21 protein-coding genes and 7 pseudogenes are annotated in these 26,332 nt (G+C 66.8%); 24 read left to right on the forward strand and 4 right to left on the reverse strand.

Annotated features, from left to right (window positions below; all coding sequences use genetic code 11):
* Positions 1 to 30 precede the first annotated feature (30 nt).
* The 11 genes and pseudogenes from CFI00_RS06900 (at position 31) to CFI00_RS06950 (ending at position 9,197) form a co-directional block, all read left to right on the forward strand.
* Positions 31 to 795 (forward strand): IclR family transcriptional regulator, encoded by a 765-nt coding sequence (locus CFI00_RS06900; protein WP_032491515.1) that lies wholly within the window; start codon positions 31 to 33, stop codon positions 793 to 795.
* Positions 796 to 1,134: 339 nt separating this feature from the next.
* Positions 1,135 to 2,346, forward strand: coding sequence for an IS110 family transposase (locus CFI00_RS06905; protein WP_207084491.1), 1,212 nt, complete (start codon positions 1,135 to 1,137; stop codon positions 2,344 to 2,346).
* Between the two features lie 110 nt (positions 2,347 to 2,456).
* Positions 2,457 to 2,783: pseudogene (locus tag CFI00_RS06910) on the forward strand (hypothetical protein); the annotation flags it as partial.
* Between the two features lie 152 nt (positions 2,784 to 2,935).
* A complete protein-coding gene (locus CFI00_RS06915) occupies positions 2,936 to 4,387 on the forward strand; it encodes a Rieske 2Fe-2S domain-containing protein (protein ID WP_207084492.1) in 1,452 nt (483 codons plus the stop codon).
* A complete protein-coding gene (locus tag CFI00_RS06920; RefSeq protein ID WP_068329738.1) occupies positions 4,384 to 4,977 on the forward strand; it encodes a 3-phenylpropionate/cinnamic acid dioxygenase subunit beta in 594 nt (197 codons plus the stop codon). The genes CFI00_RS06915 and CFI00_RS06920 overlap by 4 nt, the downstream gene beginning before the upstream one ends.
* Positions 4,974 to 5,354: a hypothetical protein gene (locus tag CFI00_RS06925; RefSeq protein WP_207084493.1), complete on the forward strand. Its 381-nt coding sequence runs from the start codon at positions 4,974 to 4,976 to the stop codon at positions 5,352 to 5,354. Before CFI00_RS06920 ends, CFI00_RS06925 begins: the two co-directional genes overlap by 4 nt.
* Complete coding sequence (hcaB, locus tag CFI00_RS06930; protein WP_207084494.1) at positions 5,351 to 6,160, forward strand: 3-(cis-5,6-dihydroxycyclohexa-1,3-dien-1-yl)propanoate dehydrogenase; 810 nt, start codon at positions 5,351 to 5,353, stop codon at positions 6,158 to 6,160. The genes CFI00_RS06925 and hcaB overlap by 4 nt, the downstream gene beginning before the upstream one ends.
* A gap of 30 nt (positions 6,161 to 6,190) precedes the next feature.
* On the forward strand, positions 6,191 to 6,385 hold the full coding sequence (locus tag CFI00_RS06935) for a ferredoxin (protein ID WP_207084495.1): 195 nt from the start codon (positions 6,191 to 6,193) through the stop codon (positions 6,383 to 6,385).
* Positions 6,385 to 7,623, forward strand: coding sequence for an FAD-dependent oxidoreductase (locus CFI00_RS06940; protein WP_068329732.1), 1,239 nt, complete (start codon positions 6,385 to 6,387; stop codon positions 7,621 to 7,623). The genes CFI00_RS06935 and CFI00_RS06940 overlap by 1 nt, the downstream gene beginning before the upstream one ends.
* Complete coding sequence (locus tag CFI00_RS06945; RefSeq protein WP_068329729.1) at positions 7,620 to 8,339, forward strand: class II aldolase/adducin family protein; 720 nt, start codon at positions 7,620 to 7,622, stop codon at positions 8,337 to 8,339. The genes CFI00_RS06940 and CFI00_RS06945 overlap by 4 nt, the downstream gene beginning before the upstream one ends.
* 63 nt (positions 8,340 to 8,402) lie before the next feature.
* Positions 8,403 to 9,197, forward strand: coding sequence for an IclR family transcriptional regulator (locus tag CFI00_RS06950; protein ID WP_207084496.1), 795 nt, complete (start codon positions 8,403 to 8,405; stop codon positions 9,195 to 9,197).
* 31 nt (positions 9,198 to 9,228) lie between these two features.
* On the opposite strand, the gene CFI00_RS06955 is transcribed toward CFI00_RS06950, so the two are convergent.
* Positions 9,229 to 10,143: a LysR family transcriptional regulator gene (locus CFI00_RS06955; RefSeq protein WP_207084497.1), complete on the reverse strand. Its 915-nt coding sequence runs from the start codon at positions 10,141 to 10,143 to the stop codon at positions 9,229 to 9,231.
* 127 nt (positions 10,144 to 10,270) lie between these two features.
* On the opposite strand from CFI00_RS06955, the gene CFI00_RS06960 reads away from it, so the two are divergent.
* From CFI00_RS06960 to CFI00_RS06990, 7 genes are all read left to right on the forward strand, one after another.
* Positions 10,271 to 11,344: an SDR family oxidoreductase gene (locus CFI00_RS06960; RefSeq protein ID WP_032491529.1), complete on the forward strand. Its 1,074-nt coding sequence runs from the start codon at positions 10,271 to 10,273 to the stop codon at positions 11,342 to 11,344.
* Between the two features lie 99 nt (positions 11,345 to 11,443).
* The gene (locus tag CFI00_RS06965) at positions 11,444 to 12,775 is read left to right on the forward strand and encodes an aromatic ring-hydroxylating dioxygenase subunit alpha (RefSeq protein ID WP_207084498.1); all 1,332 of its coding nucleotides are present in this window, start codon (positions 11,444 to 11,446) and stop codon (positions 12,773 to 12,775) included.
* On the forward strand, positions 12,772 to 13,275 hold the full coding sequence (locus tag CFI00_RS06970; RefSeq protein WP_032491531.1) for an aromatic-ring-hydroxylating dioxygenase subunit beta: 504 nt from the start codon (positions 12,772 to 12,774) through the stop codon (positions 13,273 to 13,275). Before CFI00_RS06965 ends, CFI00_RS06970 begins: the two co-directional genes overlap by 4 nt.
* Positions 13,276 to 13,399: 124 nt before the next feature.
* Positions 13,400 to 13,564 carry a hypothetical protein gene (locus tag CFI00_RS06975; RefSeq protein WP_179652712.1) on the forward strand — a complete coding sequence of 55 codons (165 nt, stop codon included), beginning with the start codon at positions 13,400 to 13,402 and terminating at the stop codon, positions 13,562 to 13,564.
* A gap of 48 nt (positions 13,565 to 13,612) precedes the next feature.
* Positions 13,613 to 14,599 carry an alpha/beta fold hydrolase gene (locus CFI00_RS06980; RefSeq protein ID WP_207084499.1) on the forward strand — a complete coding sequence of 329 codons (987 nt, stop codon included), beginning with the start codon at positions 13,613 to 13,615 and terminating at the stop codon, positions 14,597 to 14,599.
* Positions 14,599 to 15,495, forward strand: a complete 897-nt coding sequence (locus tag CFI00_RS06985; protein WP_032491533.1) for a 2'-carboxy-2,3-dihydroxybiphenyl 1,2-dioxygenase large subunit — start codon at positions 14,599 to 14,601, stop codon at positions 15,493 to 15,495. Before CFI00_RS06980 ends, CFI00_RS06985 begins: the two co-directional genes overlap by 1 nt.
* Entirely contained in the window at positions 15,492 to 16,064 is a 573-nt protein-coding gene (locus CFI00_RS06990; RefSeq protein WP_207084500.1) for a ferredoxin, read from the forward strand. The genes CFI00_RS06985 and CFI00_RS06990 overlap by 4 nt, the downstream gene beginning before the upstream one ends.
* A gap of 504 nt (positions 16,065 to 16,568) precedes the next feature.
* Here CFI00_RS06990 and CFI00_RS23510 read toward each other — a convergent pair.
* Positions 16,569 to 16,707 (reverse strand): annotated as a pseudogene (locus CFI00_RS23510) (IS1595 family transposase); the annotation flags it as partial.
* A 352-nt stretch (positions 16,708 to 17,059) separates the two neighbouring features.
* Between CFI00_RS23510 and CFI00_RS06995 the strand changes: the two are divergent.
* The 6 genes and pseudogenes from CFI00_RS06995 to CFI00_RS07020 all read left to right on the forward strand — a co-directional run bounded on the left by CFI00_RS06995 (position 17,060) and on the right by CFI00_RS07020 (position 24,082).
* Positions 17,060 to 18,403: an MFS transporter gene (locus tag CFI00_RS06995; protein ID WP_277988358.1), complete on the forward strand. Its 1,344-nt coding sequence runs from the start codon at positions 17,060 to 17,062 to the stop codon at positions 18,401 to 18,403.
* A 376-nt stretch (positions 18,404 to 18,779) separates the two neighbouring features.
* Positions 18,780 to 19,271: pseudogene (locus tag CFI00_RS07000) on the forward strand (DDE-type integrase/transposase/recombinase); the annotation flags it as partial.
* A 47-nt stretch (positions 19,272 to 19,318) separates the two neighbouring features.
* Positions 19,319 to 19,618: pseudogene (locus tag CFI00_RS07005) on the forward strand (IS30 family transposase); the annotation flags it as partial.
* Positions 19,619 to 19,737: 119 nt separating this feature from the next.
* Entirely contained in the window at positions 19,738 to 21,240 is a 1,503-nt protein-coding gene (locus CFI00_RS07010) for an IS1634 family transposase (protein WP_242532852.1), read from the forward strand.
* A gap of 9 nt (positions 21,241 to 21,249) precedes the next feature.
* Positions 21,250 to 22,429, forward strand: a pseudogene (locus CFI00_RS07015) (IS30 family transposase).
* 213 nt (positions 22,430 to 22,642) lie between these two features.
* A pseudogene (locus tag CFI00_RS07020) lies at positions 22,643 to 24,082 on the forward strand (ISNCY family transposase).
* Positions 24,083 to 24,244: 162 nt separating this feature from the next.
* Here the strand turns inward: CFI00_RS07020 and CFI00_RS07025 are convergent.
* Together CFI00_RS07025 and CFI00_RS23515 are read right to left on the reverse strand one after the other, a co-directional pair.
* Positions 24,245 to 24,997 (reverse strand): SDR family NAD(P)-dependent oxidoreductase, encoded by a 753-nt coding sequence (locus CFI00_RS07025; RefSeq protein ID WP_179652689.1) that lies wholly within the window; start codon positions 24,995 to 24,997, stop codon positions 24,245 to 24,247.
* A gap of 287 nt (positions 24,998 to 25,284) precedes the next feature.
* Positions 25,285 to 26,294: pseudogene (locus CFI00_RS23515) on the reverse strand (IS1634 family transposase); the annotation flags it as partial.
* Between the last annotated feature and the right edge of the window lie 38 nt (positions 26,295 to 26,332).

Genomic DNA, 26,332 nt, shown 5'->3' on the forward strand with positions numbered 1-26,332 from the left:
AACTTTCGCTGAGCGAAAGACATGGATCAAATGGCAGGCAACACCTCCACACCCGGCGCCACCGTGGTCTCCCGGGCGCTCGCGCTGCTGTCCGCCTTTGACACCGCCCACCGGCATCTAACCTTGAGCGACATGGCCCGACGGGCCGATCTACCCACCCCCACGGCGTACCGGCTGGCCGGCGAGCTGGTGCGCGGGGGGATGCTCGTGCGCCGGCCGTCCGGGGAGTACGTCATCGGCCGTCGGCTCTGGGACCTCGGCCTGCTAGCCCCGCTGCAGTCTGGCCTCCGTGAGATCGCCTCGCCGTTCCTCAACGACCTGCACGCCGCCACGCTGGCGACGGTGCATCTCGCCGTCCGGGACCGCACGCAGGCGCTATACGTCGACCGGCTCTCCGGCCGCGCATCCGTGCCGGTGGTCAGCACGGCCGGATCGCGGTTGCCGCTGCACGCCACCGGTGTCGGCAAAGTGCTGCTGGCCCATGCACCCGAGCGGATGCAAGAACAGGTGCTGGGTGACCTGTCGCGGATGACGCCTTACACCATCACACAGCGCTCCTTGCTGTGCGGGCAACTGGCGCGGGTCCGCCGCGACGGCTACGCGATCACCGAGGAGGAGATGACCCTCGGTGCCTGCTCAGTCGCGGTGCCCGTACACCGCAGCGCAGCCGGCGGCGAAGTGGTCGCGGCCATCGGCGTCGTCGTACCCACACTCAAGCGGCACCGCCCCCGCCTGGTCGCGGCCCTCCAGGTGGCCGCTCAGGGTATCGGCCGGTCGTTGGAGGAGTTGAGGTAATCAGTCCGGCATGAACCCAGAACTCCTGACATGATTGCGTATCGATCCTGCGACCCGCGCCTACATCGAGCGACGGCTGGCCGAAGGCAAGACCAGCAAGGAGATCGGCCGCTGCCTCATTGGACGAGTATGGCCCGGCAGGCCAGGTTGGTCTGTTCGTCGGGAACGGCGAGGGACGGCCTCGATGTCTCGCCACTCGATGGCCTGTTTGAGCTGGTCGCCCTCGTCGTTGCCGGGTCCCCTGATCGGCGCGAGAGAGCAGCCCCGGTGAGGGCCGAACAATGAGGATCCGACGGTCGGCCCGGCTCCAGCGGCGATGTCCGGCCGGGAGGTCAACAGATGTTCTGTGGATCGGACTGGGGCTCGACCGTGCACGCGGTGTGCCTCATCGATGACCAGGGCGCGGTTATCAAGAGATGGCTGGTTCAGCACACCGAGGACCAACTCATGAAGTTGTTCTGCGAACTTGCCGAGCTCGTCGAGGGAGGCGACGTGGCGCAAGTGCCGGTCGCGATCGAACGCGGAGAAGGCTTGGTCGTCGGCTTGATCGCAGGCGCTGGTCACCCGGTCTGGATGGTCGAGCCTGCCGCTTTCAAGGCCGCCCGTCCACGGTGGGGCTTGGCCGGTGCGAAGTCAGATCTCGGTGACGCGTTCATGCTCGCCGACTACGCCAGAACCGACGGCCATCGGCTGCGCCGGGTCGAGCCCGTTGAGCAGGCGACTCGTGAACTCGCCGCGTTGGTGCGGGCACGAACGGCACTGGTCGAGGCGCGCACCGCGGCGTCCAACCAGCTGTGGGCTGTCCTGGCCGAGCACTGGCCCGGCGCCGCTGTGGTCTTCCAGAAGCTGACCTCTCAGATCGCGCTCGCGTTCTTGAGCGACTATCCGACACCTCAGGCCGCAGCACTGCTTGGCGAGCGCCGGATGGGTCAGTTCTGCCGTCGACACAGCTACCGCGGCGGCAAGTCCCCGGCAGAGCTCCTCAGCCGGCTCCGGGCGGCTCCTGCCAGCGCGAGCCCGCTCGCACCGAGGATCCTCGAATCAGTCGTCCATGGCTCGGTCGCTCAGATTGGGCTGCTCAACACCGAGATCACCCGTCTGGAACGCGACCTCGCCAGCGCGCTCGCGGCTCGCCCCAAGACGACCTTGCTCCAGACGCTTCCCCGTGCTGCCACGGTCAGCCTGGCAGCACTGATTGCGGAGATCGGGGCTCTGCTTGAGCGTTGCGACAACCCCGAACAGGTCGCCGCCATGTGTGGTGCCGCCCCCGTCACCCGCGCCTCGGGCAAGTCCCGCACCGTCGGGTTCCGCTACACCGCCAACAAGCCTGCACGCGTCGCGATCACCAGCTTCGCCGACAACTCCCGACACTCCTCGTCCTGGGCGGCCGACGCCTACCAACGAGCACGTGCGCGCGGCGCCCGACATCCTCACGCCGTCCGGATCCTCGCCCGCGGATGGATCCGAGTCATCTGGGCATGCTGGACCACCGACAGCGTCTACGACCCCTCGCGACACCGCGGCGAACAGCTCCTTGCCGCAGCGACTTGACCAAGAGAGCTCAAGCGCTACATCAGCCGGCAGATCTTCCGAACGCTCGCCGCAGCTTACCCTGGCCGCGAGGCCATGCCGTCAGCGGCTTGACGCGACAATGAAGCATCCTGGGTTCTCCATCGTTTGGAAACGAGGATGGATTCAGGCCGAAGGACACCACCGCGGGGAAGCCCGCGACGCGCCGCTACAGCCCGGATGGGAAGGCGGCCCGGATGAGAAGGCCGCTGCAGTGCGGATGGTCAGGACGCTGCGTGCCGAGCTGGGCGCTGAGCACCGCACGATCCAGCGCGTCGCAACCCAGCTCGGGTGCGGCACACCGAATCGGTCCGGTCCTGGGTGCGTCAGGCCGACATCGACGGGGGCTACTTGCCGGGGGTCAGCACAGCGATGCGGCGAAGATGAAGGCGCTTAAGCAGGAGAACCGTGAGCTCAAGGCCCGGCCACGTTGTCGCCGAGCTATCGGCCGACGAGCGGGTGTGCTTGCCCCGCCAGCCCATGCGTGGTCTACTGAGCAGAACGCGCCTCTGGTCAACAGAGGGGCAGGAAACGGCGATTGACTATGGGCCGCCCGAGGAGACTGATTCAGATGACCGACCAGACCGGCATGCTCGCCGATGTGCGGCGCGGGATGATCCCCGCGCACGTCTACAATGACCGCGAGATCTTCGAGCTCGAGAAGGAGCGGGTCTTCGCCCGTGCCTGGGTGTTCGTCGGTCACGAGTCGGAGATCGCCCAGCCCGGCGACTACGTGGTGCGCCGGGTGCTGCAGGACTCTTTCATCGTCACCCGGGACGAGGAGGGCGAGATCCGGGCGCACTTCAACATGTGCCTGCACCGCGGGATGCAGGTGTGCCGGGCGGAGATGGGCAACGCCTCGCACTTCCGCTGCCCGTACCACGGCTGGTCCTACCGCAATGACGGGCGGATCGTCGGCCTCCCATTCCACCAAGACGCTTACGGCGGCGAGGCGGGGTTCAAGCGCAATGGGCAGCGCCTACTGTCGGCGCCTAACCTGGCGACCTACAACGGGTTGATCTTCGTGTCGCTGGACCCGGACGCGCCACCCCTGGAGGAGTTCCTCGGCGACTTCCGCTTCTACCTGGACTACTACACCAAGCAGAGCGGCAGCGGCATCGAGCTGCGCGGCCCGCAGCGCTGGCGGGTCAAGGCCAACTGGAAGATCGGAGCGGAGAACTTCGCCGGCGACATGTACCACACGCCGCAGACCCACACCTCGGTGGTGGAGATCGGGCTGTTCCGGGAGCCCAAGGCCGAGAAGCGCAAGGACGGGGCCACCTACTGGGCGGGCGCCGGGGGCGGGACGACCTACAAGCTCCCCGAGGGCGACCTCGACGAGCGGCTGCGCTACGTCGGGTATCCGCAGGAAATGGTGGACCGGATGAAGCAGCATCTGTCGTCCGATCAGCTCAAGGTTATCGGCGACGACGGCTTCATGATCAGCGCGGCGTCTATCTACCCGAACCTCTCCCTCGTGCACAACTGGCCGCGGGTGGCCGACTCCGAGAACGTGCTGCCCTTCATCTCCATCCGGCAATGGCAGCCGATCAGCGAGGATGAGACCGAGGTGCTGTCGTGGTTCGCCGTCGACGCCGAGGCGCCGGAGGAGTTCAAGGCGTTGTCCTACAAGGCGTACTTGATGTGCTTCGGCTCGACAGGCATGTTCGAGCAGGATGACGTGGAGAACTGGGTCTCTCTGACCAACACCGCAGCTGGCTCCATGGCCCGCCGACTGCGGTTGAACAGCCGGATGGGCATCCTTGAGGACGACACTGAGGTGATCCCGCAGCTCACCGTCGAGCAGTTTCACGGTCCGGGGTCGGCGCACACCGGCTACAGCGAGTACAACCAGCGAGCACTGCTCAGCCGCTGGGCCGACGACCTGGAAACGCCGATGTCCATCGCGGCCACGGTCGAGGTGGGTGGACCGCGGGAGGGCGCCCCAGATGCCTCCGCAAAAATCTCGGCCGCGGCCGGCGATGTCGCCGCCGCGTCGCACGGGACGGCCGCGCAGGCATGACCGACACTCATTCCGCGAGTTCTGTGCTCGGCAGGAACGCCTCCCGTGTTCAGCGGACCGGGCGGTCGCTGCCCTTCGGGGACCAGCGGCACTTGATGGCCCACCAGTGGCTGGTCGACGAGGCGTGGATGCTCGACGCCCAGTCCTACTCCGACTGGCTGGACCTTCTCACCGACGACATTCACTACCTGATGCCGGTGCGGGTCACAACCGCGCTGGGCGCCGGCTACGACACCTCTCCGGGGATGGCCCACTTCGACGAGGACAAGTACTCCCTGTCCCGGCGGGTCGCCCGGTTCCTCACCGAGCACGCATGGACCGAGGACCCGCCGTCCCGCCTGCGCCACCACCTCAGTAACGTGCGCGCCTTCGCCGCCGATCTGGACGGGCATCTGGTGGAGGACCACCTGGTGGTCGAGTCGGCGACCCTGCTTTTCCGCAGTCGTGGCGACGTCCGCGAGGGCTCGTTCGTCTCCGCCGGGCGCGAGGACGTCCTACGCCGCACTCCCGAGGGGTGGAAATTGGCCCGTCGCACGATCCTCGTGGACGACTCGGTCATGCGGATGCAGAACCTGGCGATATTCCTGTGACGCTGCACTGGGAGGGCGAGGAGGCTGATGCCCGGGCTGCGCGGCGCGCCGCAGCCGAGCGCGACGCGTTGCTCGCGGGCGTCCGCGGCGACGCCACCACCATCGCGAACGAGTTCGCCGAGGTGCGGGTGGTCCGCGTCGATACCCGCAACGGTTCCCGGCTCCTGGTCGAGTCACCGAAGTCCGGGCAGTGGGTAGCGCTGGACCCCCTAGAGCTCGAGGCTCTGACTTGGCAGAGCACCGCCACCTTCTCGGCGATGATCGGCAACCCCTTCGGCTCGCTGGTCACCGACGGAACCGCCGGCATCGAAGACGGCGCGGTCCCTGAGGGCGGCAACGAGCCGCCGCAGCACCCGCCCGGGGGTGGCAGCCAGTGACCGCCGGCTGGCTCGAGGGGCGGCGAGCGCTGGTCGTGGGCGCGGGCTCGGGCATCGGCCGGGCGGTTGTGGACGTCTTCCTCGCCGAGGGAGCGCGAGTCGCGGTCCTGGAGCGCGATCCGGACAAGAGCGCGGCGATCGGGGCGGCCCTGCCCGAAGTCCCGGTCACCGTCGGCGACGCGGTCACCCGTCAGGCCAACGACGCCGCGGTCACCGCGGCGGTCGAGGCCTTCGGGGGGCTGGACGTTCTGGTCAACTGCGTGGGGGTGTTCGACTTCTACCGCAGTCTTCTCGACCTCGACGCCGACGTGCTAGACGTCGCCTTCGACGAGATGTTCCGCACCAATGTGCTTTCCCACTTGCAGTCCGTGAAAGCGGCACTGCCCCATCTGCAGGCGTCGGGGCGCGGAGTGGTGCTCCTTACAGAGTCGACGTCCTCCTATTTCCCGGGTCGAGGCGGCGTTCTGTACCTGTCCTCGAAGTTCGCCGTCCGCGGGATCGTCACGGCGCTCGCCCACGACCTGGCGCCGGAGGTGCGGGTCAACGGGGTCGCACCGGGCGGCACGCTGGGCACCGACCTGCGTGGGTTGCCTAGCCTGGGAACTGCGGGGCGCAGCCTGGGCGACATCCCGGGCCGCGCCGAGGAACTGGCGTCCCGGGTACCGCTGCAGGTCGCGCTGACGGCTGTGGACCACGCGTGGAGCTACGTGTTCCTAGCCTCCGACCGGTCCCGTGGCATCACCGGCGGGGTGGTCCACCCCGACGGCGGGATCGGCGTCTCCGCTTCCCCCAGGAAACGTTCCTGACCCACCCCCCATCGAACAAAAGGAGAGCTCATGCCCCGGTTGTTGGCCGACGTCAAGGCCTGTCAGGGATACGGCAACTGCATCACCGGCGCACCCGACGCCTACGACATCGACGACGACGGCAAGGTTGTGCTCCTGACCGAGGAGATCAGCGACGCCGACCGGCCGCGGGTCGAGGAAGCCGCGCGCAGTTGTCCGGCCAACGCGCTGAGCATCGAGGGCTGATGACGGATCCCCGGACCGTAGTCGTCGTCGGAGCGTCGGTCGCCGGCGTGCGGACGGCCCAGTCTCTGCGTACCGAGGGCTTCGGCGGTCGCATCGTCCTCGTGGGCGACGAGCCGGACCTGCCCTATGACAAGCCGCCGCTGTCCAAGCAATTCTTGACCGGCTGTTGGTCCGTTGAACGGATCGCGCTGCTGACCGCCGAGGCGGCGGCAGCAGCCGGGATCGAGCTGTGCCTGGGGGTCGCGGCGCAGCGTCTGGACGTCGCCGACCGGCAGGTGGTGCTCATTGATGGGAGCACGATCGACTACGACGCTGCGGTGCTCGCCACCGGTGCTGCCGCGCGCCCCGCCCCGTGGTCGGCCACATCGGGGGTGCATGTGCTGCGTTCCATGGCCGACGCACGCGCGCTGCGTGACGACCTGGAGGTCGACCGGCCAGTTGTGATCATCGGCGGGGGCTTTATCGGCGCGGAGGTGGCAGCCACCGCGCACGCCCTGGGCAGAGAAGTCACCGTCGTCGATCCCCTTTCCGCTCCGATCGGACGCGTCGTCGGCCGAGAGGTCGGAGAGTTGTTCGTCGACCTGCACACCCGGCACGGCGTGACCACGAAGTTCGGGGTGGGTGTCGAGTCGGTCGAGGGCGAAGCCGGTGACCTAACGGTGCAGTTGACCGACGGTTCGCAGTTGGCGGCGGGGACCGTCGTGGTCGGGATCGGCGCCGTTCCCAACGACGGCTGGCTGGCGGGCTCGGGCCTCCTCGTGGACGACGGCGTCGTCTGCGACGAGCACTGCCGGGCGGTCGACGCCGCCGACGTGTACGCCGTCGGTGACGTGCTGCGGTGGTTCCACCCGGGACACGGAGAGCATGTGCGAGTCGAGCACTGGACCAACGCGGTTGAGTCCGCTGCCGTGGTGGCACACAACATCGCCCACCCCGAGGAGCTGCGGTCCCACTGCCCGGTCGAGTACGTGTGGAGCGACCAGTACGACTGGAAGATTCAGATCGTCGGCCGGCCGGTTGGGGCGACCCGGCACACGCTGGTGGGGGACCTGACTAGTGCCCATCCCCGCGGAGCGGCGGTCTACACCGATGACAGCGGGGACCTGCGGGGAGCGGTCGCGGTTAACTGGCCCAAGGCGTTGCTGGTCTGCCGGAGGGCGGTGGGTGCGGGCGCGTCGTTCGACGACGTCGTCGCCCAGCTCGATCGGCTGTCGGCCGCGGGGGCGGCGCCGGCATGAGCGGTGGGTACGCCGCTGAGCGGCAGCTCGTCGCGGATGCATGTCGGGTCGCCGCAGCTCGTGGGCTGTCCGACGGGTTCCTGGGCCACGTCAGCCTGCGGATCGACGAGGAACGCTTGTTGATCCGCTGCCGCGGCCCTCAGGAGCGGGGCTTGGCCTGGACGACGGCCGCCGACGTCCACCTCGTTGACCAGGGCGGCGCCCCTGGAGCTCCGGGCGAGCTCGATGGATGGTCTCCACCGAACGAATTGCCGCTGCATGTGGAGGTGCTGCGTTCCCGGCCGGAGGCCGCCTCAGTCGTCCACGTGCACCCGCGGGCGGTAGTCGCAGCAGACCTGGCTGGCCTCGCGATCCGCCCCATCGTCGGTGCGTTCGACATCCCGGGCGCCAAGCTGGCCGCCGGCGGGGTGCCCGTCTACCCGCGTGGCGTGCTCGTTCGGAGCCGTGGCCTGGCCTTGGAGATGGTGGCGGCCATGGGTAAGCGGCCGGTCGTCGTGCTCCGCGGGCACGGCTTGACTAGCAGCGGTGGATCGGTCCAGGAAGCGGTCCTGCGGGCGATCAGCGTGGACTCTCTGGCCCGGCTGTCCCTCCAGATCGCCGCGGCGGGAGGGGCGCAAGCGGATCTGCCGGCCGAGGACTTGGCGGCGCTGCCCGACCTCGGACCGGGCTTCAACGAGGGCGTGGCGTGGCGGCATGAAGTCGCCAGGATGGGGTGACCGCCGGGGCGCAGGTCCTCGGCGTCGGTCCCTGCGCAGCAGACACCCCGTAGCCTCAGACCCATGAGAGCGATGTCGAACCTGCCGCCGACACCGGAATTTGGCTCGGCGCCGCAGTACCCGATCGAGTCGGTGGACAACGCACTCCGGGTGGTGCTGCTGCTGGGGGAGCACCCCAGCCTGCGGCTGACGGACGTCAGCAAGTACCTGGGGGTGGCATCATCCACTGCCCACCGGCTGCTTGCCATGCTCCAGTACCGCGGCTACGTCCGGCAGGATGCCGCGACGCGCAGTTACGTCCCGGGGCCGACCCTGGACTCGCTGGCCTTCGGTCTGCTGCGCCGACTCGACGCCCGAGACCGGGCACGCCCGGTGCTCGAGCGGCTCAACAACGATCTGGGGGAGACGGTGCACCTGGGCCGGCTCGAGGGGAACGAGGTCCACTTTATCGATTCCATCGAGAGTGATCGGGCCCTGCGAGTGGCCAACCGGCTCGGGCGCAGCATGCCCGCCCATTGCACTTCCACCGGCAAGGCGCTGCTGGCCATGCTGACTGACGATGAGCTACATCTGCTTTATCCCGACGAGCGGCTCATCCAGCTCACCCCGCATTCGCTAGGCACCCGGACCGAGCTTCTCGACGCGGTGCGCACGATCCGTTCCCGGGGGTTCGCGACGAGCAAGGAGGAGAGCGAGGAGGGTGTCGCCTCCCTCGCCGTCGCACTGGCCTCGACCCGCTCTCCGCGGTTGGCGGTCAACGCCTCGCTGCCGCTCAGTCGCATGAGCTCGGCGACCGAGCAGGACATCCTCACTCGGCTGGTAGCTGCGGCGGAGGAGATCGACCACCTCCTGCTCTGATCGGCGTGGTCAGTCCGAGGTCGGCTGGGCCTCAGGCGGGACTGGGCTGCCCGCCGTCCCGGTCCAGCCGGTTGCCGGTCCCCTGGACGTGGCGCACAAAGGACCGCACCGCCGGGGCGATGCCTCCTTCGCGTGACCAGTAGATCCACAGCGGGGCGCTCATCGGGGTGTGCTCGTCGACCAGCGCTGGCCATCTCGCCGAGTCGTCGGCACTGAGGTTGTCGTCGGCGATGACGGCCACGCCCAGCCCGGCCCGGGCGAGCGCAACGAGTGTGGTGGCGTTGACGCTCTCCGACGTGATGTCGAGCCCGAAGCCCCCTGCCCGCAGCGCCGGCTCCAGCAGGCGCCGGGTGAGGCTATCGGCGGACCCGGTGAGCACCGGCTGGCCACGCAATTCAGCGACCGAGACGTGGCTCCGGCCCCGCCAAGCGTGGTCGTCGGAGGTCACCACCGCCAGCCGCACGTCGCCGAGCTGGTGGCCCGCAAGACGCTGGTCGGCCTGCCCGAGGCCCGTCACGAGATCGACGTCCCCGTTAAGCACCTGTTCGATCGCGGGCAGGCCCGAGTACTCGTGGACGGCGACGTGGATAGCGGGATGCGCCGACCGGAAGGTGCCGATCAGGGGCGCGAGGAACCGTGGCACGTGCGGATATGCGCAGGCCACCGTGACGACGCCCGCTCGACCGCGAGCGAGTTCGTGGGCAAACTGGGAGACCGACTCCGCTCGATTCAGCAGGTAGTCGGCGCGGGGCAGCAATTGATTCCCGGCACCGGTGAGCTGTACTCCGCGGCCGGACCTCTCGAAGAGGGCGATGCCCAGCTCCGCCTCCAGCGCCTTGACCGAACGCCACAGCGAGGGCTGCGGCACGTCGAGGGTGGCGGCGGCGCGGAGGAACGACCCCTCGCGGGCCACCGCAACGAGATACCTGAGTTGACGCAGCTCCACGCACGGCTCCTAGTTACACCAGTGAATAGCTCGATCCCAGAATAGACCGTAGACAGCGCGTGATGAGGGTCATACGCTCCTATGTGTACTGCAAGGCAGAAAGTCGTCCTACCTTGAGGAGAATTGGATGTCGGAGTCTGGTGGAGGAACCGTGGCCACTGCGCGGCAGCGTCAGCTGGTCGAGCGGGCACTCGGTGAGTGGCAGGGCGAGGTGGCGGGTCGAGTCATCGTTGTCACCGGTGGAGCCCGCGGCATCGGCCGTTCCCTCTGCGAGGGACTGTTGCGCGCCGGCGCCAAGGTCGTTGCAGCGGACCTGACGTGGGACGACGCTGACGACTTCCGCAAGCAGCTGGAGTCGGACGGCAGCGGCATGGCCGTCGACATGGACATCACCGACGACGACGCCCTCGACGCCGCCCGAGACGCTGTAATCGACAGGTTCGGGACCGTCGACGTCCTAGTGAACAACGCGTCTCTGGTCTCCGAAACCCTCTTCCCGCCCACAGGCCACCGGAACACCCTTGACACGACCGACCGCGACTGGGAGGTGATGTTCGGCGTCAACGTGTTCGGCACGCTGAAGGCCATCCGCCGGTTCATCGAGCCGATGCGGGCCCAGCAGCGGGGCAGCATCGTCAACGTCGTCAGCAGTGGCGTCCTGGCCGTCGCCGCCGGCGGCGGCTACCACGGGCTGCGCCCGTGGACGGTCGAGATGCCTTACCAGGCCACCAAGGCCGCCGTGATGGCGCTGACCTTCTACCTCGCCGAGGAGGTGCGCGGCGACGGGGTCGCGGTTAACGCGATCATGCCGGGGCACACCCGAGCGTCGTGGTTCGACGCCACCGCCCGGGCCTTCAACGAGCAGGGCATCGCCTACTTCATGCGCCCGGCGATTCCCGAGCACCTGCTGCCGATCTCGCTCTTCCTCGCAGCCCAGGACAGCGCGGGGGCGTCCGGGCGCCTCTACTACGTGCCGGAGTGGAACTACGACCACGGCTACGGGGACTACGCCGCGTGGCAGGACCATGAGCTGCCTCCGGACATGGAGGAGATCTACAGCCGGCTGGAAGCCGCGACCCCGTCATACGAGCGGGCCGGCGTGGCCCACCTCCCCTTCGACGCGCAGGGCGCCCTGTACGCCGCGGGCATGGCTAACCTCGGGGCCCAGAACAGTTGGACCAGCAATGACAGCGCTCAGTGATACCGCAGACGCCCAGACGATCCGCTTACAGGTGGGCCGTTCGGGTCCGCCCTCCCATCTCACCTCACGCAACCCGTCAGACCCCGAGAGGACCCGATCATGACCAGCATCAGCGAACGCCCCGTTGACGTGGCCGCCGCAGGACTGCACGACCTGGTGAAGCCCGACGAGGGCGCCGTCAGCCGAACGGTCTTCGTCGACGAGGAAATCTACCGCAAGGAATTGGACCGGGTATTCACCAAGACGTGGTTGTTCATCGGCCACGAGTCCCAGTTGAGTGAGCCGGGCGACTACCTGACGAACTTCATGGGCGAGGACCCTGTGATCGCCACTCGCGGTGCGGACGGAGTGATCCGGGTGATGCTCAACTCCTGCGCCCACCGGGGCATGGCCGTGTGTAGCACCGACGCCGGGTCCTCGAAGTTCTTCCGCTGCCCCTACCACGGCTGGACCTACAGCAACAATGGCGATCTGATCGGTGTACCTCGCGCAGATACCGTCTACAATGGCGAACTGGACAAGTCGCGGCTAGGTCTGAAGACCGTTCCGCGGGTGGAGAACTACAAGGGATTCATCTTCGCCAATTGGGACAAGGACGCCATCCCGCTGGTGGACTACCTCGGCGCTGACCAGCTCTGGTATCTGGACCTAGCCTTCGAGGCGCCGCTCGGCGGGCTCGAGGTGATCGGCCCCACGATGAAGTTCCGGATCAAGGCCAACTGGAAGCTGGCGGCGGAGAACTTCGCCGGCGACGACTACCACGTGCTCTACACTCACGGGTCGGCCTTCCAGATCGGCTTCCTCCCCGACTACGACATGCTCGCCGACTACATCGCACACTTCGACCACGGCCACGGGATGGGCGACATCAGCAAGCCCGGCCGGGCCTATCAGAACGACGTCGGGATGGCTCAGTTCCTCGGGCCGGAGGCGATCGAGTACCTCACCGCCGTGCACGAGCGGCTCAAGGCCCGGGTCTCCCCGCTGCAGGCGGAGATGCACGGGCTCGGTGAGGGCAATATCTTCCCGAACCTGTCATGGATCAAGTTCGGCGTCTTCCACGTCTTCGGGCTCTTCCAATGGCACCCGAGGGGACCGGGTGAGATCGAGGTCTGGCAGACGGCGCTCTTCGACCGCGACGCGCCGCAGTCGGTCAAGGACTTCGCCCGCACCCAGATGTCCCAGGAGAACGCCGCGGCCGGGATCTTCGGCCAGGACGATGGCGAGAACTTCGAGCAAATCACCGAGTCCGCCCGCGGGGTGGTCTCTCAGACCCGGGATTTCAACTACGCGATGGGCCTGGGGCACGAGGGCGAGATCCACGAGGAGGGATACCCCGGCCATTTGGGGCCCCACTATTCGGAGCAGAACCACCGCAACTTCTATCGCTACTGGCTCGAACTCATGACCACCCCGGGAGAGCAGAAATGACCACTTCCCTCACCGATCTGCGCCGCGACGTCGAGGACTTCCTCTACAGCGAGGCCAAGATGCTCGACGAGCAACGCTACGACGAGTGGCTCGACCTGTTCACCGAGGATGTCCATTACTGGATGCCGATCACGGAGACCCGTGAGGTGCGGCAGCACCGGGACCACGTCCCCGGCGAGTGGTCGCTCATGGAGGAGGACGCCCGCTTCCTCGCCAAGCGGATGGAGCGCTTGGCCGGTGGCCTTGCCCACTCGGAGCAGCCGCGGTCGCGGACCCGTCGGTTCATCAGCAACGTCCTGGTCACCCCCGGGCCGGACGGCGACCTGGTAGCGGAGTGCAACTTCATCGTCTTCCAGTCCCGGCGGGCCAACTCCGAGCAGTTCTTCGTCGGCTCCCGTCGCGACCGGATCGTGACCTCCGGTGAGAACTGGAAGATCGCCGAACGGACCGTGCTCCTCGACCACCGGGTGCTGCCCCGTGCCATCTCCATCTTCTTCTGAGGCCCAGGCGGCTGACCTCGACGGCAGTCGGGACGTCGGGGCTGATGGCGCACCAGAGCCGAGTTCTTGGCTGCGCACCGGCTCTGCCGACGGCGAGCTCGTAGTCAGCAACGAGTTCGCCCGGGTGCGGGTACGCGCCGACCGAGACGGCAACGACCTTCGCCTGGCCATCCGTAGCCTGCGCACCGGCCGCGAGGTCTTCCTTGACGCGCTGCAGCTGGAGAGCCTCACCTGGCTCGACGAGAGGGCCTACACGACATTGCTCACCGAGCCGTTCGGACCGGAGTGACCGACCATCCCGCACCGGCCGCACGGCCGAACAGAGAGGAGCCTTAACGTGACGAGCACTGAAGGGGGAACGGCCCAGCCCCAGGGGAACTCGTTCTGGGTGGACCTGCTGGGAACCGAGGTCCGGTACCGCCAGGCGAGCTCTTACCGCACCCGCAGCATCGAGGCAGGCGCCGGTGAGCCGGTAGTCCTGCTGCACGGCGTGAGCGGGCACGCCGAGACCTGGGTGCGCAACGTCGCCGTCCTCGGCCGGGACTTCCGCGTGCATGCCATTGACATGCTGGGTCACGGCTTCACCGACAAGCCGCAGATCGAGTACTCGATCCGCGCGCTCGCCGAGCACGTGCTCGGCTTCCTCGACGAGATCGGCGCCTCGCGAGCCCACCTGGTCGGGCAGTCTCTCGGTGGCTGGGTCGCGGCGTTTCTCGCCGTCCACCACCCCGAGCGGGTCGCCTCGCTCGTCAGCGTCACCGGGGCGGGGCTGCAGGTGGACGCCGACGGTGCCACGCTGACCGAGAACGTCGGCCGACAGGTCGCGGAGGCCACCACCAAGGCTCTGGACACCCCGACCCGGGAGAAGGTCCGGACTCGGCTGGAATGGCTGGTGCATGACCCGTCCGTGGTCACCGACGAACTGGTGGAGACCCGGTACCGGATCTACGCCAGCCCGGACTTCGCCGCCACCGCCGGTGACATGGTCGCCGCATTCACCTCCCGGCCCCGGCCGGAGGAACTGCTGACCGCCGAGCGGCTCGCGACGATCAACTGCCCGACGCTCGTGCTGTGGACCCGGCAGAACCCGACCATGCCGTGGCCGGTGGGGGAGGCGGCCAGCCGGATCATTCCCGATGCAACGTTCCGTCTGATGGAGGACGCCGGTCACTGGCCGCAGTTCGAGAAGCCGGCGGAGTTCCACGCTGTCGTCGGCGGTTTCCTGCGTTCGGTCACCGCGGGGCGCCGAGGTGGGCGCACCGACGGCGACGGCGACGGCGGCCCCACGGATCCGGCCACCAACCGGCAACGGGCGGCCCGCTGATGGGCAGCCTGGTAGGTGCGTACGCGACGTCCCACACGGCGATGATGATCCGAAAGTTCCAACCGGACAACGACGTGCACGCCGCAGTCCATCAGGCCTTCGCTCAGGTGCGTGCGGAGGTTGACCGGCTGTCCCCTGACGTGCTCGTCGTCGTCAGCAGCGAGCACCTAAAATCCTTCAGCTACGACAGCTTTCCGCAGATATGCGTCGGAATCGGAGAGATAGCCACCGGTTGGGGCGATGGAGGAGTGGCCAGCGCCGAGGTCCCACTTGCTGGCGCCTTCGCTGCCCAACTGCTCTCCGAGGGGGTGGCCACCGGGTTCGACCTCGCGTTCTCCGCCAACCCGAAGCTCGACCATGCGTTCATGGCACCATTGACCCTCATCCGACCAGAGATGGACATCCCGGTGGTCCCGGTGTTCCAGAACGCCAACACCGAGCCTCTGCCACCCCTGTGGCGCAGCGCCCAACTGGGGAAACTGCTGCGCGACGTCATCACGCGACGGCCCGCAGCCGAAACAGTGGTCGTGCTCGGGACCGGCGGGCTCTCCCACTGGGTCGGCACGCCGGAGATGGGCCAGATCAACTCCGCCTTCGACGAGCGGTTCCTGCAGCACGTGCGCGCAGGGGACCTCGGCGCGATCCTCGCCATGAAGACCGCCGACGTCCTCGCTGAGGCCGGCAATGGTGCCCCGGAGATCCGCAACTGGGTCACCGCGATGGCCGCCGCGTCCAGTCAGGAGGGCTGGGGAGTGTCGGAGCCTGAGCGGAGGCCCAGATCGGGGGGGGAGCCGACGGCCCGTGGGCCGAGAGGGGTCGTCCTGGCCTACGAGTCCGTCCCGGACTGGGCGACCGGGATCGCGCTGGCTCGGTTGGCCCCCGAGGAGGAACCGTGAACTTACCCCTGGACCAGGTCATCCGCCGGGTCATCCGGGATCCGGAGTTTCGTTCCATTGCGGAAGAGTCGGGCCAGCTCGCGGCCGACCTCGCAGGCGTACGGCTGGCCGATCTTGCGGCCGTCCTGGAGGGCGACCTGGTCACCCTCCATCAAAGGGGCGCCCACCCACTGCTGATCATGCAGCTGGCCGGTGCGCTCAGGATCGATCCGATGCGGCGCTTCGCCGCCGAACAGACTGCCCATGACCTAACCACGGAGGCGACGATGAACATCACGGTAGACCTCCAGCGGTGTGAGGGCTTCGCCTCGTGCGTCGTGACCGCGCCCGAGCTCTTCGACCTCGATGACGAGCGCAGCGTCGCCGTCGTTCTGGAGCCTGTTGCCGGTGGCCCCCGCACCCACGCCTTAGCGCTCGAGGCCGCCGCAAGCTGCCCGGTGCGGGCCATCACCGTCCTCGACCCCCCGGTGGAGGAGCCATCGCTGCACGAGGCGCGGCCGGTGACCGACGGAGTATCCCCGGACGCGGTGGCAACCGCGGTCGAGGACGACTCCATGAGGCGGAGGTGACCGGTACGCCCTGTGCCCCGGTTCATGACGTGCTACCGCCGATGTTGGCGGCCGGCTACGCCGTTCAGCAGGTTCTCTCCGCTCGCGCTCTCGGTTGGCGGGGTGGCAGCCGCAATGGCCGATCGCTGAGCGGGTCAACGACCACGTTGTCAGACCGGGCGACTCGCGATCCGGGGCTCGATGCCAGCATCCCGGGCTGCCACGCGTACAGCATTTGGTCGCCGCGGCGGGCGTATCGTTGACGCCCAAGAGGATACCGGCCTGCCAACCCCGGCTATCCATGCGCCCTCTCCACTTCCTGGATAGTCAGACCGCCAGCCGCCGAGCGAACTCGCCAGAGTTCGTCTCGATTACCCAAAGCCCGTATCCGTGCCCGACGTAGTTACGGATCCACTCCATCATCCTGATGGGCGCGTGCGAGCGCCGCCCGATCTCCAGAGGGTGGTAATGCCAGGGAGGGCGGAGTCGTTCATCTCGCGGAAGCGGAGCATCGGTGTGGGCCAACCCAAGCAACCTTTGCATCGTCAACGCCGACGCCCGCCCGGATCGGCGATCCTCTACCAGCTGCGCCGAACCACAGCGTCAGTGGACTGTGCATGTCCTGGAGGATCGTCCCCGCGGTTGCGCGAGACCCTCTGGCGGCAGCCGCCCAGCGCCGGACCCGGTCCGCGACCCACCCTCGTGGCCTTCCTGCCACACCTCGGGCACTGGCCCAGTCGGCTAGAGCGGGCCAGTCCAGAGTTTCCATCCAAGCCCTCAGCGTCGGGGGAATCACGACCTCAGCTCCGCTAAGGAGTCGGGGATAGTGCAGACCACGCGACGACACACGCGATGACACACGCGATGACACACGCGATGACACACGCGACCCTACGTTCAGGTGGCAGTCAGAAAATGTGTAACCCACATGGTGAATATCCGCGCCGCAATATTTCCAAAGCGTGGTGGCCCTTCCGAATCGCATTCGCCGGAGATGTCGGAAACGAACGTAGCGAATGAGTCGTCGCCTAACTGCAACCCTCTGCTTTGGAGTTGCCCTCAACCCGCTCAACTCGACCATGATCGCGACCGCGCTCTCGCCCATCGGCCGCGATTTCGGAGTTGGTACGGCGGATATTGCGTGGCTGGTGTCCGTCATGTACCTGGCCAGCGCCATCGCTCAGCCGGTCGCCGGGCGCCTGGCCGACGAGTTCGGTGGGCGACGCGTCTTCGTGGCGGGCTGCGCTCTGGTAGCTGTTGCAGGCCTGGTGGGTGCACTCGGGATGTCTCTCGCTTTGCTAGTGGTGTCGCGCATGATGATCGGCCTTGGCACCGCCTTAATATATCCGGCCGCCGTGTCGATGGTCCGAGAGCGGGCCGAGCCCCTGGGCATGCCGAGCCCGACAGGTCCACTGCGTGCCCTCAACGGGGCTACTCTGATCGCATTGATGGTGGGTCCTCCGCTCGGGGGGGTGTTGGTGGACCTATTCGGATGGCAGGCGGTGTTCGCTGCGAATCTGCCCCTGGGTGCTGCGAGTCTTGCGGCTGGCCTGCTCTGCCTGCCGACCACTCAGCCCGTGGCCCGTCACAACCCTTTATGGCGGGTGATTGACCTCCCGGGCGTGCTGATGTTCGGGGCAACGATCACGATCTTCCAGATTCTGGTGGCTACACTCTCGACGTTTGCGTACCTGCTCGGCCCGGCCCTTGCCGGCGTGGTTTTGATCTTCGTGCGCATGGAACTCAAGACAGAGCATCCGTTCCTCGACTTCCGGATGCTGGCCACCAACCCGGCCTTGGTGCGTACCTACCTGCGCATAATCCTGACCTTCATTTTAATCTACGGGGTGATATTTGGGGTGACCCCTTGGCTCCAAGACGGACGAGGCCTCACTGCCAGCGCGGCCGGGCTACTCTTCTTGGTGATGTCGGGAGTCGCAGCCGTGACGTCCTTCATGGGTACGTGGGGATCCCGGCCATACTGGGCGCTACTGATTCCGGCCCTTGCCCTCTTGGCAGGAAGCCTGGCGATGGTTGTGCTAGACAGCGCAACCTCGATCCTCCATATAGGTTGCATGATGGCACTCTTTGGTATCGCGAACGGAATGGCCCAAGTCGCCAACCAGATCATCGTGTATCAGGTATCGCCCCCCACCCAAGTGGGTGCAAGCGCTGGCATGTCCCGCACTGCACAGTACCTCGGCGCCATGATCGCGACTGGAGTGATCACTGTCGCTTTTTCCGAGGGCGGGCACCAGCCAGGCATTGAACAACTTGCTCTGATCTTGATCTCGGTCTCGGCGATACTCGTCATTGTGACGACCGTCGACCCGAGCCTCCGGCGCCAAACAGACTCGTGACCCTGCACTCAAGTGCCGGTAACTTGAAACTGAGAGATGTGACTCGGGGTTAAGTCCAGGGTCGTGGTGGATAAAAGGGGCGCTTTGACACCTCCCGGCGAGTCCGGAGACTCTGGTGGACCCGGGTTCTACGTGGTCGAGATTCGTTGGAGTCTCATGCCACGGTGATGATGCGATTGGGTTCGAATTCTATCGGCGTGAGCCACCCGAGCTGGCTGTGACGGCGCTTCCGGTTGTGCCAGATCTCGAGGTACTCGAACATCAGTTGGCCAGTTCCAGCCGGGTGTTCCACTTCTTCCGGTCGAGCAACTCAACCCTGCATCCGCCACCAGAATGCCTCGTGTCACTGCAGGACGCCGTCGCGGATTGGCTCTGCCGGCCGCAGTCGGCCACCGCGGCCCGTCGTGAGGCGCTCACGGCCCGCGTGGAGGGGTTCTTCGCCGCCTCGGACGGGACCTACGGGTACCGCCGGATCCACGCCGACCTGGCCGAGGAGGGCACCGAGTGCTCACCGGAGCTGGTGCGTCAGATCATGCGCACCCAGGGGCTGATCGCGTGCCAGCCCCGCCCGCTTAGGGTCACCACCGACGCGGACGCCGAGGCGGCAGCGACGAAAGCCTGACCTGGTGGAGCGTGACTTCACCGCGGACCGTCCCGGGGTCAAGTTCGTCGGGGACATCACCTACATCCACACCTGGGCGGGATTCATCTACCTGGCCACCGTCATCGACTGCTACTCCAAGAAGGTCGTGGGCTGGTCGATCGCGGACCACTGCGCACCGAGCTGGTCGAGACGGCGCTGAAGAACGCCGCGGCCACGAGCGTGATCGAGCCCTTGGCGGTCTTCCACTCCGATCGCGGCAGCGTCGGCGGATTCAACTGGTCGTCGCAACACCTCGATGACGGAGGTGTGTGGTGGCGAGTTCGAGGAAGCCGTGGCCGGAGCGGCCGGCGGGTGCGCGGCGGCAGTGGGCAGCGGACAGGGCGTTGCGTCCAGCGATGCGCTCACCGGGACGGCCCGAGCCGTCGCGCGCCGTGCAGCGGGATTTCTGGCGTCTGATCGCGAGCGGAATCACGACGCTCGAGGCCGCGGGGGAGGTCGGAGTGTCGTGGCCTGTCGCGAGCCGTTGGTCTCGACACGCTGGCGGCATGACGCCGCTGAGTCTGGACGAGCCCACGGGCAGGTATCTGTCGTTCGCCGAGCGCGAGGAGATCCTGACTTTTGCCACTTTGGCGGGGTCGGCCGGACGGTAGTCGGCTGACCTGCGGTTTTGTGGTCCGGACGGGCTGAATCTGTGCACTAGCCGGGCTCGTATTCTGGGTCTGTGGCCTACGTGCGGACCGTGAAGACGTCCTCCGGTGCAACCGCGGTCCAGATCGTTCACTCCTCGACTCGTGGGTCACGCAAGATCGAACACCTCGGCTCCGCGCACAACGACCACGAGCTCGACGCGCTGAAGATCGCCGCAGCCAGACGTCTTGCTGGTGATCAAGACGAGCTCGACCTCGGGATCGAGTTGCCTGCCGAGGTAGCCGACACGACGCCAGAGCCGTTGCCGATCCTGTCTTCGCGGATGGGGCACTTGTGGGAGGCACTCTCGCGCGCCTACGACGCTCTCGGGTTCGATCAGGCAGCCGGTGGTGATGAGGTCTTCCGGCAGCTCGTGCTGGCCAGGATCATCGAGCCAACCAGCAAGCTCGACAGCCTGCGGGTGCTCGAGGAGGCCGGGATCGTGCCGGCTTCGTATCGCACGATGAACCGTCGTCTCCCGGTCTACGCCACGGATACCTGGCGCCGTGACCTTGCTGGTGCGTGCGCGAAGCGCGCGGCGCTCGGCCCGGCCAGCCTGGTCCTCTACGACGTCACGACCCTGTACCTCGAGACCCACGACGGTGACGGGTTCCGCGAGCCGGGGTTCTCCAAAGAACGCCGCCTCGAGCCCCAGATCACCGTCGGGCTGCTCACCGACGCCACCGGGTTCCCGCTGATGATCGAAGCCTTCGAGGGCAACAAGGCAGAGACCAAGACGATGCTGCCGACGATCATCTCGTTCATGGCCGCCCACCACCTCAGCGACGTCACCGTCGTGGCCGACGCCGGGATGGTGTCCGAGGCGAACCGTGAAGCACTCGAGGACGCAGGGCTGTCCTACATCATCGGGGCGCGGATCCCCGAGGAGCCGTACCAGGTCAAGAAGTGGCGCAAGGACCACCCCGACACCGACATCGCCGATGGCCAGGTCTTCACCCAGCCCTGGCCCGCGACCCCAGAGAAGAAAGCGCTCGGGCGGCGCGACAAGGTCACCTACTACCGCTACAAAGCAGACTCCGCGCGGCGCAGCCTGCACGGGATCGACACCCAGGTCGCCAAGGCTGAGCGTGCGGTGGCCGGCAAGGAACCCGTGAAGCGGAACCGGTTCGTGAAACTCACCGGCGGCGACAAGTCGGTCAACCGCGATCTGGAGGCCAAGGCACGCGCTGTGGCCGGGCTGAAGGCCTACATCACCAACATGGTCGATCCGTCACCTGAGTTCGTCATCGGCGCCTACCACCAGCTGTGGCACGTGGAGAAGTCGTTTCGGATGTCCAAGCACGACCTACGCGCGAGGCCGATCTACCACCGCAAACGCGACTCCATCGACGCCCACCTGTCCGTCGTGTTCGCAGCGTTGGCGATCACCCGGCTCATCGAGGAACGCACCGGCTGGTCGATCAAGAAGTTCGTCCGCACCACCCGGCGCTACCGGACCGTTCAAATCCGCGCCAGCAACCAGGTCATCACCGCCGCCGACCCGATCCCCGCCGACCTCCGCGACGCCCTCGCACTCATCAACTGACCGACCCACGTGCGCACTAGCGTGGCAAAAGTCAGGTCGTTCGCCGAGCGCGAGGAGATCGCGCTGCTCAAGGCCAAGGACAAGGGCGTGCGTGAGATCGCCCGCGAGATCGGCCGCGACCCGCACGGTGTCACGCGAATTGCGGCGCAACGCGGCAACCCGAAGCGGCAAGAAGGTCTACCGGGCCGTGGTGGCGCAGTGGAAGGCACAGCAGGCAGCGAAGCGACCGAAGACCGCAAAGCTTGTCAACAACGACCGGTTGCTTGAGTACGTGCAGGACCGGCTCACAGGCAACGTCCGCCGTCCCGACGGGACGATCGTGCCTGGCCCGACGCCGCCGCCGTGGAAGGGGCTGAACAAACCTCATCGGCAGGACCGACGGTGGTCGACGGCGTGGAGCCCGGAGCAGATCGCACAGCGTCTGAAGGTCGAATTCCTCGATGATGAGTCCATGCGCATCAGCGACGAGGCGATCTACCAGTCGCTGTTCATCGAGGGCCGTGGTGCACTCAAACGCGAGCTGGCTAGCTGCCTGCGCACCGGCCGCGCGCTTCGGGAGCCACGGGCCCGGTCAAGGAACAAGGCACAAGATCACGTGACCGCTGACGTCGGCCTGAGCGAGCGTCCCGCTGAGGCCGATGACCGTGCCGTACCCGGCCACTGAGAAGGCGATCTGATCATCGGGACGGGGCGGTCAGCGATCGGCACGCTCGTCGAGCGCTGCAGCCGTTCAACGCTCCTGGTCCACCTGCCGCGGCTGGAGGGCTGGGGCGAAGTGCCGCCCGTCAAGAACGGGCCGTCGCTCGGTGGCTAGGGGGCCGTCGCGATGAATGCCGCGCTGACGACGTCGATGACGACGCTGCCTGAGCAGTTGCGCAAGACCCTGACGTGGGATCGCGGCAAGGAGCTCTCGGGCCACGCGCTGTTCACATTGGAAATCGGCACCCAAGGTGTTCTTCGCCGACTCGCACTCGCCGTGGCAGCGGCCGACCAACGAGAACACTGCCTGTTGCGTCAGTACTTCCCCAAAGGCACCGACCTGTCCCGCTGGTCTGCCGAGGACCTCGAGGCCGTCGCTCACGCGCTCAACAACCGGCCCCGCAAGGTCCTCGGGTGGAAGACACCTGCCGAGGTCTTCGAGGAGCAACTACGCTCCCTTCAACAAGCCGGTGTTGCATCGACCGATTGAACTCGCCCAGTTCGGGTCCTGGGCCTTTGCCGGCGTCTGCCCCGCTACGGGCAGCCGTCGTGGCGTCAGCACCTGGCGGCCGCGTGCGCGGCACGCGCAGCGTTGGGGCTAGCTACTTTGACCTGAAAAGTCGGGCGGCGTGGCGGGCTGATCGGTTGCCCCCGACGCGAAATGATGGCCTCAACCCCTTGGCTAGAAGGGATCGAGGCCATCGTGTTCGTAACCGTAGGCGATCAGCCGTCACTGTTCGAGTCGGTACTCCCGCCGGAGTTGCTGCGGCTGCCCGAGGAACTTCTCCGGATCGATGACTTGCTCGATGATCCGGCGTCCTTCGAGCCGTTCATGCCGTTCTTCGACCCTCGACTGGGTCGCCCTTCGACGCCGATGGAGACCTACCTCCGGCTGATGTTCCTCAAGTCCCGCTAGCGGCTGGGATATGAGAGCTTGTGCCGGGAGGTGTCGGACTCGATCACCTGGCGACGGTTCTGCCGGATCCCACTCGAGGGACGGGTCCCGCATCCGACCACGCTCATGAAGCTGACCACCCGCTGCGGCTCTGCCGCGGTGGCGGGGTTGAACGAAGCCCTGCTGGCCAAGGCCGCCGAAGCGAAGCTGCTGCGCACCAACCGGGTGCGGGTGGACACCACGGTGGTGCCCAGAAACGTGTCCTACCCGACAGACTCAGGTCTGTTGGCGAAGGCGATCGGGCGGATCGCGGCGACCACCCGGCGTATCCAGGCCGCCGGTGGCGCGGTCCGGACGAAGGTCAGGAACCGGTCCCGGGCCGCTGGACGGCGCGCTCACCAGATCGGGTCCAAGCTGCGTAGCCGCAGCGCCGCCGGTCGGGACGAGGCGTTGGCCGCGGTCCGCCGGACCACCGGAGAGCTCGCCGACCTTGCCGAGACCGCGGTGCGCGACGCCGAACGGCTGGCGACCAACGCCAGGCGGGCACTGCGTCGAGCCCGCGCCAAGGCCGACGCCGACCGCGCGAACGGCAAGTCCAACCCGGCGGCAGGACGCCGACGTGGACGACTGGCTCGAGCCGTCGACCACCTAACCGACCTGCTCGCGGCGACCCGCCAGATCGCGACACAGACCCGGCAGCGGCTATCCGGGCTGACCCCGGACGGCGCTACCCGGCGGGTCAGCCTGCACGATCCAGACGCCCGGCCGATCGCCAAGGGCCGGCTCGGCAAACCGGTCGAGTTCGGCCACAAGGCCCAGGTCGCCGACAATGAGGACGGAGTGGTGCTCGACTACACCGTTGAGCCCGGCAATCCCGCCGAGGCGCCCCAGCTCGAGCCCGCCATCGAGCGGATCAAGGATCCGACCGGCCGAGCGCCTCGGACCGTAACCGCTGACCGCGGATACGGCGAGAAGCGGGTCGATGACGCTTTGCACGACCTCGGTGTCAGCAATGTGGTGATCCCACGCAAGGGCAAAACCGGAGTCACTAGGCAAGCCGAGGAACACCGAAGAGCCTTCCGCCACCACATCAAGTGGCGCACCGGAATCGAAGGCAGGATCAGCACCCTCAAACGCGGCTACGGATGGGACCGAGCACGCCTCGATACCACCGAAGGCGCCCGGATCTGGACCGGCCACGGGGTCCTGGCACACAACCTGGTCAAGATCAGCGCCCTGACCCCGTGACAGGCAACGGCCGGCGGAGCTTGTGCCCATCGGCGTCGAAGCAGACCGCAGGGCGGTCAACCTCGCTCATCCACGCGAAGCGTTTTTCAGGTCGAAGTAGCTAGCTAACAATGGAAACGCTGTTAACACCGTTCTTCGGACAGACCCGCCGTGCACGCCTGCCTACATGGCAGTGTGGCCGCCATCGACGGCCAGAACCTGTCCGGTTATCCACGAGGACTCATCCGAGGCAAGGAACAGGGCGGCGGCGGCGATGTCATCGGGGGTTCCAGGTCGCTTAAGAGGTTGAACTCCAAGCATCATCTCAATGAAGGGGTCATTGGACAGGTCTGCCGTTTGCTTGGTGAATGGCACGAATCCCGGCGCGATCGCGTTGCAGCGGATTCCGTTCGCACCATAGTCGACGGCGATTGAGCGGGTGAGTCCAATGACTCCCGCTTTGGTGGCGGCATGCGGTCCATGTGTCGGGATGCCAACTATTCCAGAGGTGGACGCAGTATTGATGATAACTCCGGACCCGCGCCGTTTCATTTCGCGTAGGGCATACTTGCAACCGTAGTAGACCTGCGTAAGTTCGAACAGGACCGTGAAGTCCCAGTCTTCGGTTGGCAGGTCAGCGATGGGTGCCATTCGGACAAGGCCAGCATTGTTGTACATAACATCGATCTGATGATGGGCTTCGACGGTGTGCTGAATAAGTGCTGCGACCTCATCTTCAGACGTGACGTCAACCCTAAAAAATGAGGCATTCCCGCCCTCTGTGACGATTGTCTGGGCGACGAGGCGCCCCCCCTCCTCGTCGAAATCAGCGATGATGACGTTGGCGCCCTCGCGAGCGAAGAGCAATGCCGCCGCCCTTCCTTGACCCGATGCTGCACCTGTAATGACGGCAACCTTGTCCGCGAGCCTATTCATCTCTATTTCCCTTACTTTGGCTAGTCCCTGTAGACAATCGGCGCTTGCCGATCGGCCTCGGCCAGAAAATCAGTCAGTAACGGCCCTGACTCTCGCGGAGAACTGGGGTGAGAAGAAGAACCTACCTACGATCCATCGCAGGCCACAATCGACAAATTTGAATAACGTGTATTCAATCTCTTGAGGCGCAGAATCTCCGCGACCCTCTCGACAGCGACGACGAGCGCCACCTTTTTCGGACGACTCGCCCAGCCCGGCTCGGCTCGGCTCGGCTCAGCTCGGCTCGGCTAGTGCGTACCTTCAGTTGATCTAAGCCAGTGCGTCGGGCGCAGGTCGGCCGGCAGGGGGTCCGCGGCGGTGATGGTGTGCTGACCGACGTGGAGCGCGATCGTGCGGTAGCGGCGGGCGGTGCGCACGAACTTCTTGATGGACCAGCCGGTGCTTTCCCCGACGAGCCGGGTGACCGCGAGGGCGGCGAACACGACGTTGAGATGGGCCTGGATCCACTCCGCCTGTGGCGGTAGATCGGGCGGGCTCGTGGGTCGTGCTTGGACATCCGGAACGACTTTCTCGACGTGCCAGAGCTGGTGGTAGGCGCCGATCACGAACTCGGGTGTCGGGTCGGCCATGTTGGTGATTTAGGCCTTCAACCCCGCGATCGCACGGGTCTTGGCCTCCAGGTCGCGGTTGATGGTCTACTCGCCGCCGGTGAGTTGGACGAACCGGTTCCGCTTTACTGGCTCCTTGCCGGCGACCGCGCGTTGGGCCTTCGCGATCTGGGTGTCGATGCCGTGGAGCGACCGCCGGGCGGAGTCGGCCTTGTAGCGGTAGTAGTTGACCTTGTCTCGGCGCCCGGCCGCCTTCCTCGCCCCGGTCGCTGGCCAGGGGGCGGCGAAGATGTTCCCGTCGGGGATCGGCCCGCCGGGATGGTCTCGGCGCCACTTCTTCACGTGGTGAGGCTCTTCGGGGATGCGGGCGCCGATGATCTAGGACAGGGCGGCGTCCTCGATCACCTCCCTGTTGGCCTCGGAGACCATCCCGGCATCCGCGACGATCGTGACGTCGCCCAACTGGTGGGGAGCGATGAACGAGGTGATGACCGGCAGCATCGTCTTGGTCTCGGCCTTGTCGCCCTCGAACGCCTCCAGCATCAGCGGGAACCCGGTCGCATCGGTCAACAACCCGACGGTGATCTGCGGTTCGAGCGTCGTTCCTTGGAGAAGCCGGGCTCACGGAACCCGTCACCCTCGTGGATCTCGAAATACAAGGTGGTGACGTCGTAGAGCACCAAGGACGCTAGTTAGAGGTCCTCCGGGGCCGGCATCCGGTCAGCGA

Source organism: Nocardioides sp. S5 (assembly GCF_017310035.1).
GTDB lineage: Bacteria > Actinomycetota > Actinomycetes > Propionibacteriales > Nocardioidaceae > Nocardioides.